17 protein-coding genes are annotated in these 16,645 nt (G+C 62.9%); 4 read left to right on the plus strand and 13 right to left on the minus strand.

What is annotated here, in order from left to right:
- The first annotated feature begins 238 nt into the window (after positions 1-238).
- From ACFOW7_RS04380 to ACFOW7_RS04390, 3 genes are all read left to right on the plus strand, one after another.
- Positions 239-838 carry an acyl carrier protein phosphodiesterase gene (locus tag ACFOW7_RS04380; RefSeq protein WP_378161440.1) on the plus strand — a complete coding sequence of 200 codons (600 nt, stop codon included), beginning with the start codon at positions 239-241 and terminating at the stop codon, positions 836-838.
- A 385-nt stretch (positions 839-1,223) separates the two neighbouring features.
- A complete protein-coding gene (locus ACFOW7_RS04385; RefSeq protein ID WP_378161442.1) occupies positions 1,224-2,048 on the plus strand; it encodes an RNA ligase family protein in 825 nt (274 codons plus the stop codon).
- Between the two features lie 63 nt (positions 2,049-2,111).
- Entirely contained in the window at positions 2,112-3,329 is a 1,218-nt protein-coding gene (locus tag ACFOW7_RS04390; RefSeq protein WP_378161444.1) for an AAA family ATPase, read from the plus strand.
- 233 nt (positions 3,330-3,562) lie between these two features.
- On the opposite strand, the gene ACFOW7_RS04395 is transcribed toward ACFOW7_RS04390, so the two are convergent.
- The 11 genes from ACFOW7_RS04395 to ACFOW7_RS04445 all read right to left on the minus strand — a co-directional run bounded on the left by ACFOW7_RS04395 (position 3,563) and on the right by ACFOW7_RS04445 (position 13,183).
- Positions 3,563-4,180 carry a DNA-3-methyladenine glycosylase family protein gene (locus tag ACFOW7_RS04395; RefSeq protein ID WP_378161446.1) on the minus strand — a complete coding sequence of 206 codons (618 nt, stop codon included), beginning with the start codon at positions 4,178-4,180 and terminating at the stop codon, positions 3,563-3,565.
- 1 nt (position 4,181) lies between these two features.
- On the minus strand, positions 4,182-5,360 hold the full coding sequence (locus ACFOW7_RS04400) for an O-succinylhomoserine sulfhydrylase (protein ID WP_378161448.1): 1,179 nt from the start codon (positions 5,358-5,360) through the stop codon (positions 4,182-4,184).
- Positions 5,361-5,496: 136 nt separating this feature from the next.
- A complete protein-coding gene (locus tag ACFOW7_RS04405; protein WP_378161450.1) occupies positions 5,497-6,102 on the minus strand; it encodes a LysE family transporter in 606 nt (201 codons plus the stop codon).
- Positions 6,103-6,218: 116 nt separating this feature from the next.
- Positions 6,219-7,757 (minus strand): amidophosphoribosyltransferase, encoded by a 1,539-nt coding sequence (gene purF, locus ACFOW7_RS04410; protein WP_378161452.1) that lies wholly within the window; start codon positions 7,755-7,757, stop codon positions 6,219-6,221.
- Positions 7,758-7,837: 80 nt separating this feature from the next.
- On the minus strand, positions 7,838-8,329 hold the full coding sequence (locus ACFOW7_RS04415; protein ID WP_378161454.1) for a CvpA family protein: 492 nt from the start codon (positions 8,327-8,329) through the stop codon (positions 7,838-7,840).
- Complete coding sequence (locus ACFOW7_RS04420) at positions 8,326-9,102, minus strand: SPOR domain-containing protein (RefSeq protein ID WP_378161457.1); 777 nt, start codon at positions 9,100-9,102, stop codon at positions 8,326-8,328. The genes ACFOW7_RS04415 and ACFOW7_RS04420 overlap by 4 nt, the downstream gene beginning before the upstream one ends.
- A gap of 6 nt (positions 9,103-9,108) precedes the next feature.
- Entirely contained in the window at positions 9,109-10,377 is a 1,269-nt protein-coding gene (folC, locus tag ACFOW7_RS04425) for a bifunctional tetrahydrofolate synthase/dihydrofolate synthase (RefSeq protein WP_378161460.1), read from the minus strand.
- Positions 10,374-10,889 carry a disulfide bond formation protein B gene (locus ACFOW7_RS04430; protein WP_378161462.1) on the minus strand — a complete coding sequence of 172 codons (516 nt, stop codon included), beginning with the start codon at positions 10,887-10,889 and terminating at the stop codon, positions 10,374-10,376. The genes folC and ACFOW7_RS04430 overlap by 4 nt, the downstream gene beginning before the upstream one ends.
- A gap of 43 nt (positions 10,890-10,932) precedes the next feature.
- Positions 10,933-11,454 carry a FlgO family outer membrane protein gene (locus tag ACFOW7_RS04435; RefSeq protein WP_378161464.1) on the minus strand — a complete coding sequence of 174 codons (522 nt, stop codon included), beginning with the start codon at positions 11,452-11,454 and terminating at the stop codon, positions 10,933-10,935.
- A complete protein-coding gene (locus ACFOW7_RS04440; RefSeq protein WP_378161466.1) occupies positions 11,451-12,002 on the minus strand; it encodes a hypothetical protein in 552 nt (183 codons plus the stop codon). The genes ACFOW7_RS04435 and ACFOW7_RS04440 overlap by 4 nt, the downstream gene beginning before the upstream one ends.
- Complete coding sequence (locus ACFOW7_RS04445) at positions 11,999-13,183, minus strand: patatin-like phospholipase family protein (protein WP_378161468.1); 1,185 nt, start codon at positions 13,181-13,183, stop codon at positions 11,999-12,001. The genes ACFOW7_RS04440 and ACFOW7_RS04445 overlap by 4 nt, the downstream gene beginning before the upstream one ends.
- 130 nt (positions 13,184-13,313) lie before the next feature.
- On the opposite strand from ACFOW7_RS04445, the gene guaB reads away from it, so the two are divergent.
- The gene (gene guaB / locus ACFOW7_RS04450; protein ID WP_378161470.1) at positions 13,314-14,777 is read left to right on the plus strand and encodes an IMP dehydrogenase; all 1,464 of its coding nucleotides are present in this window, start codon (positions 13,314-13,316) and stop codon (positions 14,775-14,777) included.
- Between the two features lie 320 nt (positions 14,778-15,097).
- Here guaB and ACFOW7_RS04455 read toward each other — a convergent pair whose 3' ends face one another.
- Both ACFOW7_RS04455 and ACFOW7_RS04460 read right to left on the minus strand, forming a co-directional pair.
- The gene (locus tag ACFOW7_RS04455; protein ID WP_378161472.1) at positions 15,098-15,607 is read right to left on the minus strand and encodes a hypothetical protein; all 510 of its coding nucleotides are present in this window, start codon (positions 15,605-15,607) and stop codon (positions 15,098-15,100) included.
- A 203-nt stretch (positions 15,608-15,810) separates the two neighbouring features.
- The gene (locus tag ACFOW7_RS04460) at positions 15,811-16,620 is read right to left on the minus strand and encodes an alpha/beta fold hydrolase (RefSeq protein ID WP_378161474.1); all 810 of its coding nucleotides are present in this window, start codon (positions 16,618-16,620) and stop codon (positions 15,811-15,813) included.
- Between the last annotated feature and the right edge of the window lie 25 nt (positions 16,621-16,645).

Raw genomic sequence — 16,645 nt, forward strand, 5'->3', positions numbered from 1 at the left:
AAAGTCTTAATGCACTCTTGTTTCCGTCCTCGCCAACAATCGAGCAACAGTCCATGACGGAAACAGCGATACCTTACGCCGCTTCGCGGCTAACGACCCCTACGGGTTCTTCGATCCGGACACGCCGCCAGAGACCTCTCCATTTTCCCATCTCAGCCTCTTCCCTATCCTCCCCCCGCCCTCATCTGCCGACACTGAGGATTGCGCATCTCCGCGCAGCAAAGCCCGGCTCAATACGATGAATTATCTTGCCCATCTGCTGCTGTCCGGCAGCGACCCACAGGTCCAGGTTGGCGGCCTGCTTGGCGATTTTCTGAAAGGACCGGTTCCCGCCTCGCTGCCTGCTCGCGTCGCGCAAGGCGTGATCCTGCATCGTGAGATCGACCGCTTTACTGATTCCCATCCCCTGTTTCTGCGCAGCCGCGCCCGGATCAGCCCTGAAAGGCAGCGGCTCGGCGGGATTCTGGTCGATGTGTTCTACGATCATTTCCTGGCGCTCGATTGGGACGCTTACTCGCCCGAGCCGCTCGACCACTTTGCCAGCGCCGCCTATGCCGTGCTGGCAGCGCATCAGCACTGCTTACCCGACAATCTGGTTCAAGCGCTGCCAACGATGCGCAGTCAGAATTGGCTGCTGTCCTACCGCGACCCCACAGGCATCGGCACCACCATCGACCGCATTGCGGCCCGGCGGGCACCACGTTTGGGCCGACTGGTTGGTGGGGTCGAGGAGATGCTGGCGGACTATCAAGGCTTTCGGGACGATTTCCACGCTTTCTTTCCCGCCGTACAGGCGCTGGCGGAGGCCCATCTGGAGAAGCAGGGCGTATCCCATTGATAGGAAATGGAAAGTCGCCTCCCCGCCCTGCCTGACTCGACAGCACTCTATCGCCCACGGGAAAAATCCCGCCCTGGAAAAGAAGTACTGCCACCCTCTTGCCAGTCCGGGTCAGCTCCATTATTCTGCGCGCCGTTCTGGCCCCCGGCCTTTCCTCACGCAGTCCAACCGGAGAATCCAAAGTGCCCCGTCCGTCCACCATCACTGCCTGATGCCGACGCCGCTGCCACCGCAGTGAGTTGGCGCGCCCGCGCGAGCTGCTGCCGTGGACAGAGCACTTTCTCTGCCCTTGCCGTTCCTGATCCTCCCGCATTGCGGTCAATGATCCTGTCGCCTTTGGAGCGCGTCCGTCGTCGGCTTTCCTGTTGTCACAAGAAAGACGATCATGTTGCCCCATATCCTGAAATACCCGCGCACGCCCCATCTGCAAGGCTCCCGCCTGCAAGCCGGCGATGACGGTCACGACCAGCTTCCCTACACCGCCCTGATCGGCCGCCATATCGTGGTCGAAGAGAAGCTCGACGGCGGCAATGCCGGTATCAGTTTCTCCGAAGGTGGCGAGCTGTTACTGCAAAGCCGCGGCCACTATCTGAGCGGCGGCGGTCGCGAGCGTCAGTTCAATCTGATGAAACGCTGGGCCGCCGCCCACGAGCACTCGCTGCTGGGCGTGCTGGAAGACCGTTATCTGCTGTTCGGCGAATGGCTGCACAAGAAGCATTCGCTGTTCTACGACCAGCTTCCCCACTATTTCTGCGAATTCGATATCTGGGATCGCGCCATCGGCGCCTTCCTCGATACCCCGACTCGCCATCGACTGCTGAGTTTGGTGCCGGTCCTGTCGGTGCCCGTGCTGTACGCCGGCCCTGCCCCGGCCCGGCAGGCCGATCTGCTGGCGCTGTTGCAGCCTTCACTGGCCCGCAGTACGACCTGGAAAACCAGCTTTGAAGCAGCCGTCGCCGAGGAGAAGCTCGACTTGACGCGTGCCTGGCGCCAGACCGACCGCTCGGACCTGGCGGAAGGGCTGTATATCAAGATCGAGGAAAACGGCCGCACGGTCGGGCGCTGCAAATGGGTGCGCCATGACTTTGTCCAGGCGATTCTCGATGCGGGCTGTCACCATTCGGAGCAACCGTTTATCGCGAACCGACTGGCCGCAGGGGTCGATCTGTTCGCCCCGCGACTGAGCCATCGCTGGCCCGTGCCGGCGTAATGAACATTTCACTCCGTCGCCAGTCGTCGATCGGACGGCGGAGTCCTTGAGGAATCAGCCATCATGACCACCCCTTCCCCACAACACCCTGACGCCGCGCTGCTGGCACGACTGCGCGCGCCGCGTCCTCTCTATGGCGCCAGCCATGTCGAGCTGGCGGCGCTGGTTCCGGCACCAGGCGAGAGGCCAGACTGGACCCGCCTGCTCGCAGCACTTCCGCCGCTTGAGCTGCTGGCGCTGACGCCGCAAGACCCGATCTATCACGCCGAAGGCGACGTCTGGACGCATACCCGAATGGTGATCGAGGCTTTGCTCAAGCTGTCCGATTATCAAAGCGCCCCGGCTGAGCGCCGTTTCGTGCTGTTCTACGCCGCACTTCTGCACGACATCGCCAAACCGGCCACCACCACGCTCGACCCGATCAGCGGCCGGATCGGCCAGCCCGGCCACTCGGCACGCGGCGCGGTCGATGCCCGTATCCTGCTGTGGCGGGCCGGCGTGCCCTTTCACTTGCGCGAAGCGATCTGCCGCTTGATCGCCGTGCATCAGGTGCCGTTTTACGCCTTCCGCAACAGCCGCTCGGGGGCGACGCCGGAGTTCACCGTGCGACGCCTGTCTCACCAATCCAGCCTGCGCGAGCTGGCCGCGCTTGCCGAAGCCGATATGCGCGGCCGTGACTGTGCCAATGCTGCCGAAGTCTTGGTCGATATCGAGCTGTTCCGTGAACTGGCGCGCGAGGAAGGCTGTTACGACAGCCCGCGCTGTTTTGCCGATCCGTGGACACGGATGCGCTATTTCCGTGGCGACGATGTCCACCCGGATTACGCCTACCACCGCCCGACCGGCTCGACCGTGACGGTCTTGTCGGGCCTGCCCGCCAGCGGCAAAAGCCGCTGGATCGCCCGGGAGCGGCCGGATCTGCCGCTGATCGGCTTTGATGAGGCCCGCAGCGAACTGGGCCTTAAATATGGCGAAAACGATGGCGCCGCCGCCCACCACGCCGTCGACAGCGCCAAGGAACTGCTGCGGCGCCAGGCGCCTTTTGTGTGGAACGCCACCCATCTATCGCGTCAGATGCGGCAAAAGACGCTCGACCTGCTGTTTGCTTATGGCGCCACGGTGGAAGTCGTCTATCTGGAAGCGTCCGAAGCCACGCTCTACGACCGCAACCGCCGCCGCGACACCACGCTTGCCAATGCCGGCATCGAGCGGATGCTGTTTCGCTGGGAAGTGGTGCTGCCGACCGAAGCGCACGAAGTGAGCTATCTGGTCGAGGCTTGAGCGGTCGGGGTCAGAAAAACGGCGCAAGGCAATCAAGGCATTGCGCCGTTTTTAGCTGTGGAAATGGAGAGGAAAGGCGATAGTAATCAGGATAATTACTATGAAATCTTTGCGTTCCTCATAGCGTCCGACCTGGCAAAGCAAACTTGAATGCAAGACCTGATTTGCATCCAGGCAGATATAGCCCGTTTCCGACACCAAGAGAAACGAAAATTTTTCTACTATCTATCCTGTTAATACTGCACCGCCACTGGCTCCAGGCTACGCCACAGAAACCAGGTAGCCAGCGAGCGCCACGGCGCCCAGCGCTCGCCCAGGCGGCGCAGTTCGGCGCGGTCGAACAGCTCGCCGTTGCCATAGTGGCGGGCGGCGGCTTTTTGCAGGCCGAGGTCATCGACCGGAAAGACATCGGGTCGTTGCAGATGAAACAGCAGGAACATCTCGGCGGTCCAGCGACCGATACCGCGCACGGCCGACAGCTCGGCGATCAACGCCTCATCGTCAAGCACGGCCCAGCGGCTCGGGTCGAGCCGGCCATCGAGCCAGCGCTGCGACAGATCGCGCAGATATTCGACCTTGCGCCGCGACAGCCCCAGCGCGCGCAGCGTTTCCTCTTCCGCAGCAAGCAGGGGGGCCGGGGCGATGCCGCCCAGTCCGCCCAGCAATCTTTGCCAGATTGCCTCGGCTGCCTTGAGCGAGAGCTGCTGACCGACCACGGCATGGCACAGGACCGAGAACGGATCGTCATTGGGTGCCGGCCATACCGTGGGATGCGCCGCGATCAAGCGGGCCATCACCGGATCGTCGGCTGCCAGCTTGGCGCTGGCAGCAGCCCAGCTTGCCGCGTCCATGTCAGTCCAGTCCCCGCCGCAGATCGGCGGTCAGATCGTCGATATGTTCCAGCCCCACGGCGATTCGCACCAGATTGTCGCGGATACCGGCCGCCGCCCGTGCTTCGGGCGTCACCCGGCCGTGGGTGGTGCTGGCCGGATGGGTGATCGTGGTTTTGACATCGCCCAGATTGGCCGTACGCGACAGCAGACGCACCGAATCGATCAGCCGCCAGGCCGCTTCCTGACCGCCGCGCAGCTCGAACGACACGATGCCGCCCCCGCCCTGTTGCTGCCGTTGCGCCAGTTCGTACTGCGGATGCGACGGCAGACCCGGGTAATAGACCCGCTCCACCGCCGGATGCGCCGTCAGCCATTGCGCCAGCTTCAGCGCGTTGTCGCAGTGGGCGCGCATCCGCAGACCCAGGGTTTCCAGGCCCTTGAGCAACACCCAGGCATTGAAGGCCGACAGGGTGGAACCTGCCGTGCGGATAAACAGATAAACCGGCTCGACCAGCGCCTTGCTGCCGCAGACTGCGCCACCGAGCACCCGGCCCTGGCCGTCGAGGTATTTGGTGGCCGAATGCACCACCAGATCGGCACCCAATTCAAGCGGCCGCTGCAAGATGGGCGAGCAGAAGCAGTTATCGACCGCCAGCAGGGCGCCGTGGGCATGGGCCACCTCGGCCACCATGGCGATATCGGCGATTTCGGTCAGCGGATTGGACGGGGTTTCCAGATAGAACAGCTTGGTTTCCGGCCGCACCGCCGCCTGCCAGGCCGCACGGTCGGTAGCATCGACATAGCTGACGCTGACGCCGAATTTGCCCAGATAGTTGTTGAACAGCTGGATGGTGGCGCCGAACAGTCCATTGGACGCCACGATATGGTCACCGGCACGCAGATGGGCCATGCACAGCGCAAGAATCGCGGCCATGCCGCTGGCCGTGGCCTGCGCCGCTTCGGCGCCTTCGAGCGCGGCCAGCCGCTGCTCGAACATCGAGACGGTCGGATTGGTGAAGCGCGAATAGATAAACCCCGGCTCACGTCCGCTGAACCGCGCCGCCGCCTGGGCCGCGTCGTCGGCAACGAAACTCGAGGTCAGATACAGCGCCTCGGCATGCTCGCCGAACTGGCTGCGGGTCTGACCGGCGCGGACTGCCAGGGTGTCGGGATGAAAATCGTCGAACTCGTCCTGCATGGGTCGTCCCTCTCGATACGGACAGGCGGTGGCCCGGCCTCGCAAAAATATCAAATATCCTGCAAAACCATTGCAAGACAAATCGCGCTTAATTATAAATATGTATCAAATTATGAATTAAGTGCGTCGATTTGCCTCAACCCAGCGCCAGCTTGACGCCAAACAGGATAAACACCAGGCCCAGCAGGCGATTCACCCACAGGGCAAAACGCGGCATGGCATCTAGGTGGCTGGCGATCCGGTTGGCGCCCACGATCAGACCGGCCTGCCACAGGCAATTGAGCGAAATAAAGGTCACACCCAGCAGCACGAACGCCGCCGGATGGGCCTCACGGCTGACGAACTGCGGAAAGAAAGCCATAAAGAACACGATGGCCTTGGGGTTGAGCAGGGTCACCCACAAGGAACGGCGGAAAGCACCACTACCGTCGGGCACGCTCAAGGCAAAACCGGGTGTGCGGCTCAACAGGCTTTGCAGCCCCAGCCAGACCAGATAAGCCCCGCCGCCATAGCGCAGCAGCTCGAAGGCCAATGGATAGGCACTCAACAAGGTCGCCGCCCCGATCGCTGCCACGGCCATCAAGGTCGCATCACCCAGACTGGTGCCTGCGAGCGCCGCAAAGCCCGAGCGACGCGAACCGGCCGCCGCGCCCAGAATCGCCAGCGTCCCCGGCCCCGGTGACAGAATCAGCAGTACCGACGCCACGACAAAGGCGCCGAAATCATGCACTCCAGCTAACAATTCCCACTCCTTTGCGTCCGGACATTATTCTGCGGTGCAGGGAATTGGCCATTCACCGGCACCGCAGCCCGTTCGGATCGGATTCAAGTCAACGTTGACAACGTCGGATCGGGAGGTCAGATCAGATTCTGCTCGGCCACCCCGATATTGAGATCAAGCAGACGGCTGCCGCCGTCGCTGTCGCGCGACAGAGGGCTCGCGCGGCGGCTTTCGATCTGGTCTAGGTAGGCTTCATCGATATCGCCGGTGACGTATTCGCCCGAGAAGCAGGAGGTCTCGAAGGTGGTGATACGGCCGCCACTGGCATCGGCCACGGCCTGTTCGAGCGCAGCCAGATCCTGATAGAACACGGCGTCGGCGCCGATTTCCTCGGCGATCTGTGCTTCGTCGCGCCCGGTGGCGATCAATTCGGCCCGGGTCGGCATATCGATGCCGTAGACATGGGGGAAACGCACCGCCGGCGCCGCCGAGGCGAAATACACCTTCTGGGCGCCCGCTTCACGGGCCATCAGCACGATTTCCTTCGAAGTGGTGCCGCGCACGATCGAGTCGTCCACCAGCATCACATTCTTGCCCTTGAATTCGACCCCGATCGGGTTGAGCTTCTGCCGCACCGACTTCTTGCGGGTCGATTGGCCCGGCATGATAAAGGTGCGACCGATATAGCGATTCTTGATAAAGCCTTCGCGATACGGCAGCCCCAGCCGGTTGGCCAGTTGCAGCGCGCTGGCGCGGCTGGTGTCGGGGATCGGGATCACCACGTCGATATCGAGCTCAGGACTCACCCGGCGAATCTTGTCGGCGAGGTTGTCGCCCATATTGAGGCGGGCTTCGTAGACCGAAATGCCATCCATCACCGAATCGGGACGGGCGAAATAGACGTGTTCGAAGATGCACGGCACCAGACGCGGCGCGTCGGCGCATTGGCGGCTGTAGCGCTGGCCGTCCATGGTGATGAACACCGCTTCGCCGGGCTCGACATCGCGTTCGAGCTTGAAACCCATGGTGTCGAGCGCCACCGATTCGGACGCGAGCAGGTATTCGTCGCCGGCCGGGGTCGGATGCACGCCCATCACCAGCGGCCGGATGCCGTAGGGATCGCGGAAGGCAACGAGGCCATAGCCCGCGATCACGGCCACCACGGCGTAGGCGCCGCGCACACGCTTATGCACGGCGGCGACGGCTTCGAATACCGTGTCGGGCGACAGTTCGAAGCTCTTGACCCGTTTCTGCAATTCATAGGCGAAGACGTTGAGCAACGCTTCGGAGTCGCTCGACGTATTGATGTGCCGCATATTGCTGCGGTACATGTCGTCCTTGAGCTGCTGGTGGTTGGTCAGATTGCCGTTATGGGCCAGCACGATGCCGAACGGCGAATTGACGTAGAAAGGCTGGGCTTCAGCGAGGTTCGAGGCGGAACCGGCGGTCGGGTAGCGCACATGGGCGATGCCCACATTGCCCATCAGCGAGCGCATATTGCGGGTGCGGAACACGTCGCGCACCAGGCCCGAGCCTTTGTGCATATGCATCACGCCGCTCGCTTCGGCGGTGACGATGCCGGCGGCGTCCTGGCCGCGATGCTGCAATACCAGAAGTCCGTCGTAGAGCAGTTGGTTGACAGGCGTTTTCGCCACCACGCCGAGAATGCCGCACATGATGCTTCCTTGTGGATTGGGTCAGTCGAAGTCGATCGCGCCGGAACCGCTTCCGGCGCGGGGCCAGCCGGAGCCGGTGTTCAATCGTAGCGGATATGCTGCCCCAGTGCCGCCGGCAGGGCCGGTCGCAAAGTCAGCGCCAGTGCTTCAAACGGCGGGCTGAACATCGCATTGCGCCAGACCGGTTGTCTGGGCAGGCTGGTCAGCCCGGCCACCACCACCGCCGCCACCACGATCACCAGGCCGCGAGCCAGTCCGAACAGGGCACCGATGGCGCGGTCGAGCGGGGTGAGGCCGACGGCTTTGATAAATTGATAGACCGTGATGCGCACAATGGCCGAGACGAACCAGACGCCGAGAAAAATGGCGATAAAGCCGGCCAGCAGCCGCAATTCAGCCGTCGGTACCTCGGGCGGCAGCCATTGCGCGGCTTCGCTGGCATAGCGCTGGGCCAGAAAGAAGGCCAGCACCCAGGCCACCAGCGACAGGATTTCCGATACGCCGCCGCGCAGCACTGCCAACAGAATGGACAGGCCGATCACGATCAGGACGGCGTAGTCGAACCCGGTCATTTGCTCACAATCTGGCTGGCGACGCCGGCCGCGGCGAGTTTGGCATGGGCTTTCTCGGCTGCATCGCGGCCGCCGAACGGGCCGGCCCGCAGTCGGGTCAGCGCCCCCTTGTCGGTCGATACGGTAGCCATCGCCACCGATACGCCGGCCGCCCGTGCCTTGGCTGCCAGCGCCTCAACCTTCGATTTGTCGGCAAAGGCCCCGATCTGCAGATAGAAATGGCTCGACGCAGCAGGCTTGTCGGCAGCGCTGTCAAGACCGTCGAGAATCTTTTTCGGATCGCGCGCTTCCTTGGCTTCGGCCTCGCGGGCGATCGATTCGAGCGATTTCTTCGGCTCGGACTTTTCAGCCTTGGGCTCGGGTTTCGGTTCCGGTTTCGGTTCCGACCTCGGCTCGGGCTTGGGCTCGGTTTTTTCGGGTTTCGGGTCCGGTTTGGGCTCCGGACGCGATTCCGGCTTGGGTGTCGGTTTGGGGTCCGGTTTTTCGGCTCGCGGCGCCGGTTTATCGACGGGCGGGGCCATGGGGACCGGTACCACCTGTGCGCCCGCAGCAGGTTGCAGCGGCGGCGGGGCGGCAGGTGGGGTCGGCGCCAGCGAGGGCGCCGAACTGACGATAGTGACCGGCTGGCTGGCCAGGCTGGGAGGTGGACGGTCGTCCAGCACGTTCCACAACACCAGCAGGGCGACCAGCACCAGCGCGACCGCGCCGACCAGACGGCGGCGGGCGCGCTTTTTCAGCACGGTGAGTTCTTCGCTAAGCGGGGAGTCGGCCATGAAACGTCAACGAGCCCGGGCCGCCAGTACGGCGGCCACGGTGTAAGTGGATCCGAAGGCGGCGATTCTATCATTTTCCCCGCAGGCGCGTAGCGCGGCACCGTAGGCGCTGGCGATATCGGGATGAAAATGAATCCGCCCGCGCGCCTGGGCCGCCACGATCAGTTCAGCCAGCGCTTCGGGCGAAGCGGCGCGCGCCATATCGAGCGGCGCCAGATGCCAATGGTCGATCCGGTCCTTGACCAGCTCCACGACGCCGGCGATGTCCTTGTCGGCCATCATGGCAAACACCGCGTGCGTGGTCTCGAAATAGCCCTGATTGAGCAGGTTGGCGGCAAAACCGCGTGCGGCGTGCGGATTGTGCGCCACATCGAGCACCACCGACGGCCGCCCCGGCAATACCTGATAGCGGCCGGCCAGTTCGGCTTCCAGCAGACCGCGCTTGATGGCACCGATCCCGACCGGCAGCCGCTCGTGCAGGGCTTGCACCATCGCAATCGCCACGCTGGCGTTGGCCAGTTGGTAGGTACCACGGAGTGCCGGGAACGGCAGACCGGGCTTTTGCCCGTCGCGGCCCCACCAGCGCCATTGAGTGGTCTCGTTGCGAAAACCGAAATCGGTCCCGATGCATTGCAGATCGGCCCCGATCTGGCGGGCATGGGCCAGCAGGCTCGCCGGCGGCTCGGCGTCGGCGCAGAAGGCCGGCCGGCCGGCGCGGAAGATGCCGGCCTTTTCCAGGCCGATCAGTTCGCGTGTGTCGCCCAGATAACTTTGATGATCGAGATCGACCGTGACCACCGCCGATACATCGGCATCGAAGACATTGACCGCATCGAGCCGGCCACCGAGGCCCACTTCCAGAATCGCCACCTCGACACCGGCATCGATGAATTGACGCATCGCAGCCAGGGTGCCGAATTCGAAATAGGTCAGCGATACGTCTGCTCGCGCCGCTTCCACCGCCCGCAGCGCGGCGACGATCTGCTCATCGGCCGCAGGCACCAGATCGATCGCCACCCGCTCGTTGTAGCGCAGCATATGCGGACTGGTATAGGTGCCGACCTTGAAGCCGGCGGCACGATAGATCGCCGACAGCATGGTGCAGGTCGATCCCTTGCCATTGGTGCCGCCCACCACGATCAGCGGGAAATCGGGCCGCAGGCCCATGGCATCGCGCACGCGCGCCACCCGTTCCAGTCCCATATCGATGGCATTGGGGTGAAGCTGTTCCAAATGGGCCAGCCAGGCGTCCAGGGTCGGAGCATCGAAACTCATGCGCGGCCTCCCGGACGACGGGCAAAGAAGCCGGCCCACAGGGCCGCGAGCGCAAGGCCGATGCAGCCGATCAAGACCCAACCGGGCAGCGAGATGCCAAACAGGCTCCAGTCGACGATGGCGCATTCGCCCGAAGTCAGCAGCACCCGCTTGAGCGTCGCCAGCAGGGGCATGGTGTCGAGCATATGCTGCAAGGTGGTGCCGCAACTGCCGAAGCTGCCGACCGGCTGGCTCTGGATATAGACATGACGCCCGGCCACCGCCACACCGAGCAGCGCCGGCACGGCGGCCAGTACGCCGTAGATCCGCCCGCCCAGCCGACCGGCCGGATCGTGCAGGGCCGCCAGCAGCGCCACTGCGCCCGTCCCGATCACCGCTGCCCGCTGCAACATGCACAGCGGACACGGCGGCAGATATTTGTAATGTTCGAGATAGAGGGCAAAACCCATCATCCCTGCGCAAGCCAGCGCAATCAGAAAAAATACTGCTCTGCGTGTGCCAATCCAGTTCATCGTTTTAATTGGAAGTGAAAGAATTCGGAAAAACTGAGTGACCCTAGTGCCAGTCGGACATCAACAGGCTCAGGATATTCTCGTCAGGGGTCAGGGCAATATCGTGGGCGGCCAGGATACGGTTATCGGTCGGCCGCACGATCTTGAGGTTAAGGAAAATCCGCTCGGGGCTGGCGGCGTAGGTGCCGACCACCACCGCCTGGGCCCGATGGCTGATCGACAGGTCCTTGACCTCGCGCGACAGCAACAGTTCGCCGGTTCCTTCGCGCACGAACACATTGCCGCGCAGTTTCAGCTCGACCACCGGATGACCAAGCTGGGTCAACCGGGTGGAAACCTGCTCGGCCAGCATCCGGCCAAGCGTCGAGGACGAAGTCAGCCGGTTGATATCGACAAAGGTGGCCACGATCAGAGGGGCATCGCGCGGCAGCGGTTGCGGCAACACGGCCACCAGTTGGTCGGTGGCGCTGTAGCTGGCGCGAATCAGCCGGTTGCTGCGGCCGGCTTCGTAGCCGGCGCAACCGTTCAGGCACAGCAGCAGGACAAGGACAAACAGTCGGGTCACGGCGTGGCGGTCAGGTTGAACTGTCGGGTCGGTGTGGGCGGTGGCGGCGGCGCGGGCGGGGCCGGCAGCAGCGAGGCCTCGTAGGCGGCAGCATCGCGCGGATCGACCACATAGGCATCCGTCATCCGGAAAAGATAACGCTGGCCGTCGCCGATCGAGGCCGTCACCACCAGTTGCATGCCTACTGCCAGCCGCACCGGATGGACATCGACCGTCACCTTGAGCGGCGTATCGTCGCGCTGGCTGACCGTCAGGCCCAGCTCGACCAGCGAGCTGAGCAGATATTGATGCAAGGCGCGGCTGAAATGAGTCGGCACCACAGGCGCCACCACCACCAGCGGCCGCGCCGTCAGGGCTTTCTGCTGCGAGGCACGCTGCATCACCCGGTAGGCCGCATCATGGGCCAGCGCCCCCCAGTCGGCCGGAGCACGCAACAATGTAGGAGCCGGCTGGTCGGCCGAGGCCGCAACAGGTACCGGCAGCACACACCCCGGCAGCAGCAGCGTCACAGCCAGGGCAACCGGTAGCGGAAACAGATGACGGCTCATGGCGATTGATCCGGAGCAGGCGGCAAGGCGCCGCCACTATAGCCGAGAAAATTCAGGATGTCGTCGCGCCGGCGCATGGCGTCCTGATAGCCCAGCTCGATCAGATCGCGGGCATAGCCCTTATGGAACAGCAGATAGGACGCCAGTACCGAACCCTGCCGCTTCAAGGCACCCAGCCCGCCGAGCGCAAAACGCATGGCCCAGGGAAAATGCGAAGTATGGCGCGCGGCAATCTGCTCAAGCGGCTTGGACGGGGCGATCACCAGAATATCGACGGTGCGCAGATGGATGTCGGCGTTGCTGCGGATATCCTCGGGAATAAACGACAGGGTGCGATTGACCCGGGCAATCCGCTCCAGATCGACCTCCATCCCATCGATAAACACGCTGTTCATCAAATGACCGGCCACCTGGGCCAGGGTCGGGTAGACCGGCGCATACAGCCGCTCGCCGGGCAGCTCGCGCGGCGGCGACACGCCGATCACCAGTACCTTCTCGGCGCCGAGATGAAGCGCCGGACTCATCGGCGCGACCTGGCGCACCGAGCCGTCGCCGAACCATTCACGATGGATGCGAACAGCCGGGAACACAAAGGGAATCGCCGACGTGGCCATCAGATGCTCGATGCCGATCTCGGCACGCGAGCCGAGTCGCTGTGCCCGGTTCCAGCCTTCGATGCCGGGAGCGGCCTGAAAGAACGAGACCGACTGGCCCGAGTTATAGCCCGAAGCGGTAATCGACAGCGCATGGAGCGCGCCGGCCTCGATGGCGGCGTCGATGCCGTCGAAATCGATCAGCCGCGCCAGCAAAGTGCGCAGCGGCTCGTTATCGAGAAACGATTTGGGATTGCGCCGGCCGAAACCGCCCAGAAACAGCGATAACACCCAATGCAGGAAATAACGGCCGATGGTGACGGCATCGGCACGATAGACCTGCTGGATTTCCAGGTTTTTCCAGACGAATTCGAGCTTGCAGACGCTTTTACGGAAATGACGAGCGCCGGCCGCCAATGAAGCGGCATTGATGCCGCCGGCCGAAGTGCCGCAGATAATCGGAAAAGGGTTTTCAATCCGGGGCGGCAACAGCTTGGCAATGGCGCGCAGCACTCCCACCTGATAGGCGGCGCGCGCCCCGCCCCCCGACATGATCAGCCCGACCAGCGGGCGCCTGGACTCCGACATGGTCTCCTCGTGTGGTCCGGGCCGGCCCGGCGCCGGTGCCCTGGTTCCAGCATAGTTAATCCTATCGGAATACTCCCGCCAATTCGGTTTGCTGTATAATCGTTTTTTGTCGCCAAGGAGTTAGATAATTATGCGGGTTATTCAAAAAGCACTGACCTTCGACGACGTCCTGCTCGTTCCTGCCTATTCCTCCGTTATCCCCCGCGACGTCAACCTGGCGACGCAACTCACTCGCAATATCCGACTCAATCTGCCGCTTGTGTCCGCTGCCATGGACACCGTTACCGAAGCCCGCCTGGCCATCGCGATTGCCCAGGAAGGCGGCATCGGTATCGTGCACAAGAATATGCCGGCCCGCGCCCAAGCCGCAGAAGTCAGCAAGATCAAGCGCTACGAGAGCGGGGTGGTAAAAGATCCGGTCACGATCCAACCGCATATGCTGGTCCGTGAAGTGGTGGCGCTGACTCGCCAGCACCGTATCTCCGGCCTGCCGGTGGTCGAGAAGGACGGCAGCGTGGTCGGTATCGTCACCAACCGCGATCTGCGGTTCGAATCGCGCCTCGACGCCCCGGTCTCCAGCATCATGACCCCGCGCGAGCGCCTAGTGACGGTGCGCGAAGGCGCCAGCATCGATGAAGCCCGCGAATTGATGCATCACCACCGGCTCGAACGTGTGCTGGTGGTCGACGAGAACTTCAAGCTCAAGGGTCTGATCACGGTCAAGGACATCATCAAGACCACCGAGCACCCGTTCGCCGCCAAGGATATGCAGGGCCGCCTGCTGGCCGGCGCGGCAGTCGGCGTCGGTGGCGACACCGAAGAGCGTGTCACCATGCTGGTCGAGGCCGGCGTCGATGTGGTGGTGGTCGATACCGCCCACGGCCACAGCCAGAACGTGCTCGACCGGGTACGCTGGGTAAAGCAGAACTTCCCCGATATCCAGGTCATCGGCGGCAATATCGCCACCGCCGCCGCTGCCCGCGCTCTGGTCGATGCCGGCGCCGATGGCGTCAAGGTCGGCATCGGCCCCGGTTCGATCTGTACCACCCGTATCGTCGCCGGTGTCGGCGTACCGCAGATCACCGCCGTGGCCAATGTGGCCGAAGCCCTCAAAGGCAGCGGCGTGCCGCTGATCGCCGATGGCGGCATCCGCTTCTCGGGCGATATCGCCAAGGCCATCGCGGCAGGCGCCCATGTGGTGATGCTGGGCGGCCTGTTCGCCGGTACCGAGGAAGCCCCCGGTGAAGTCGAGCTGTACCAGGGCCGCTCGTACAAGAGCTACCGTGGCATGGGCAGCCTCGGCGCCATGCAGCAAGGCTCGGCCGACCGCTACTTCCAGGACACCACCCCGAGCGCCGACAAGCTGGTGCCCGAAGGCGTCGAAGGCCGCGTGCCGTACAAGGGCCCGGTCACGGCCGTGATCCACCAGCTGATGGGCGGCCTGCGCTCGTCGATGGGCTATCTCGGCTGCCCGTCGATCGCCGAAATGCACAGCAATGCCGAATTCGTCGAGATCACCGCAGCCGGTATCCGCGAATCACACGTCCATGATGTGCAGATCACCAAGGAAGCCCCGAACTACCATATCGACTGATCGCGACTGCGGGAGCCCTCTCCCCTCGCCATCGATGGCCGGCCTGATGCCGGCCATTTTCATTGGAGTGTCGATGAGGACCGGATACGGCGCATTACGGACAGGTTGGACCAAAAGGAAAATTTCAGGAAAACATACTGCAAACATCGAAGCTTATGTAAAGAGAATATAAATATATTTCTCACAAGATCGGGTCCCAGCCCCACCTCCGCATCTGCCTCCACAATCACCCTATCCAGCCTCTCTCAAGCCCCCTCCCTGCCCTATCCCAGCCAAAGAAAAACCGGCCCGCAGGCCGGTTTGGCACGACAAGATATGGCTCAGTGTTCTTCAGGCGTGGTGGCCCGGCGCAGCAGACCTTCCACCAGCCCCAGCCGGTCACGCACGGCGCCTTCGAGGGTACAGTCGGTGCGGCTGATCTTGCCATCGAAGATATCGCTGCGCGTCTCGTAGGTGCCGACCCGGGTAATGGTGCATTTACGTACCAGCACGCCGTCTTCCTCACCTTCGGGCTTGGCGCTCGGGCCCCGGAATTTGTACGTCACCTTGGTATCGATGGTCTCGGTCAGATTCATCGTGTACTTGGTCTTGCTGGTGCCATCGAGCTTCATGGTGCCCTTCAGGGTGGTGGTGCCGCTATGGACGCCGCCTTCCTTCTGGCAGTTTTCGAGCTTGATCGTCACATCCATCACGCCGGTGTCAGCGTCATAGCCGCCTGTTACGGTGCGGGTACCGTTACCGCACTGATTCTTCATATCGACCTTGCCGGGTGCCGCAAAGGCAACGCCGCAGGTAAGGGCCAGGAAACAGGCAAACTTTAGACTGCGCATGGTAACGACTCCTGTACGGGGAACAGTGATTGTTGCACTTTGGTACAGCAATCTAGCGCTATACCTCTGGCACCGCAACCCAGCCGTTACCCGACAAGGCGGTAATAATCACCTTGGCAGGAACTTTCAAAATAAATGTTTTTGGCAAAATCTGTGCAAGCCTTCATGACCTATTCACACAGAAAATATAATAAGCGGAATCATCAAATATCCGCGCCTTTCACCCCGAGCCGCCCCAGCATCGTATAAACCGCCTCAGCCGTCGCCTGCGGACGCTCGAAGGGGAACAGATGGCCGCCGTCGATGCGCATCAGCTCGATCCCGAAATCGCGCCGCATATGAACAATGTCGGAGCGCCGCACATATTCGGAACTGCGTCCGCCGATAAAGCCGGTCGGCACTTTGAGCCGGCCGCGCAGACGCGGGAAGAAATGCGGCAGGCCGCAATAGATGCGGTATTCGACCTCAGGCTCGAACTTGAGCCGCACGCCTTCCTCGCACGGCACAGTGCCGGTGGTGACATAGTCGTTGAGGCATTCAGGATCGAAGCTGGCGAAGGTATGTTTGGCCTGGAAATGCGCCGTCGCCGCTTCGATGCTGGGCCAGTGGCGCCGCCGGCGCAGCGAACCCTGCCCCGGCGTCATCCGCTCGATAAAGCCAAAGCGCTTGCCCAGCCACAGCGCAGTGGACACGGGACGGCCGAAGATCGGCGAATCGAGCAGCACCACCGCCCGGAACAGCTCGGGCCGTTGCAAAGCCGCCATAAAAGACAGGAAGCCACCCAGCGAATGCCCGACGGCCAAGACCGGGCCTTGATAGCGCTGCTCGATAAAGTCGACGGTCTGCTCGACCAGATGCGGCCAGCAGTCGGTCACGGGATAACGCGGATCGTGGCCAAGCGTCTCGATATAGCCGATGTCGTAATGCGGCGCGAAATGGCTCAGGAACTTGCGATAGGTGCCGGCCGGAAAACTATTGGCATGCGAGAAATGCAAAGCGGGCTTGTCGTTCATTGCAGGAGCGGACAGGTCATCGATA

The organism is Chitinimonas lacunae, from assembly GCF_042650885.1.
GTDB classification, from domain to species: Bacteria; Pseudomonadota; Gammaproteobacteria; order Burkholderiales; family Chitinimonadaceae; genus Chitinimonas_A; species Chitinimonas_A lacunae.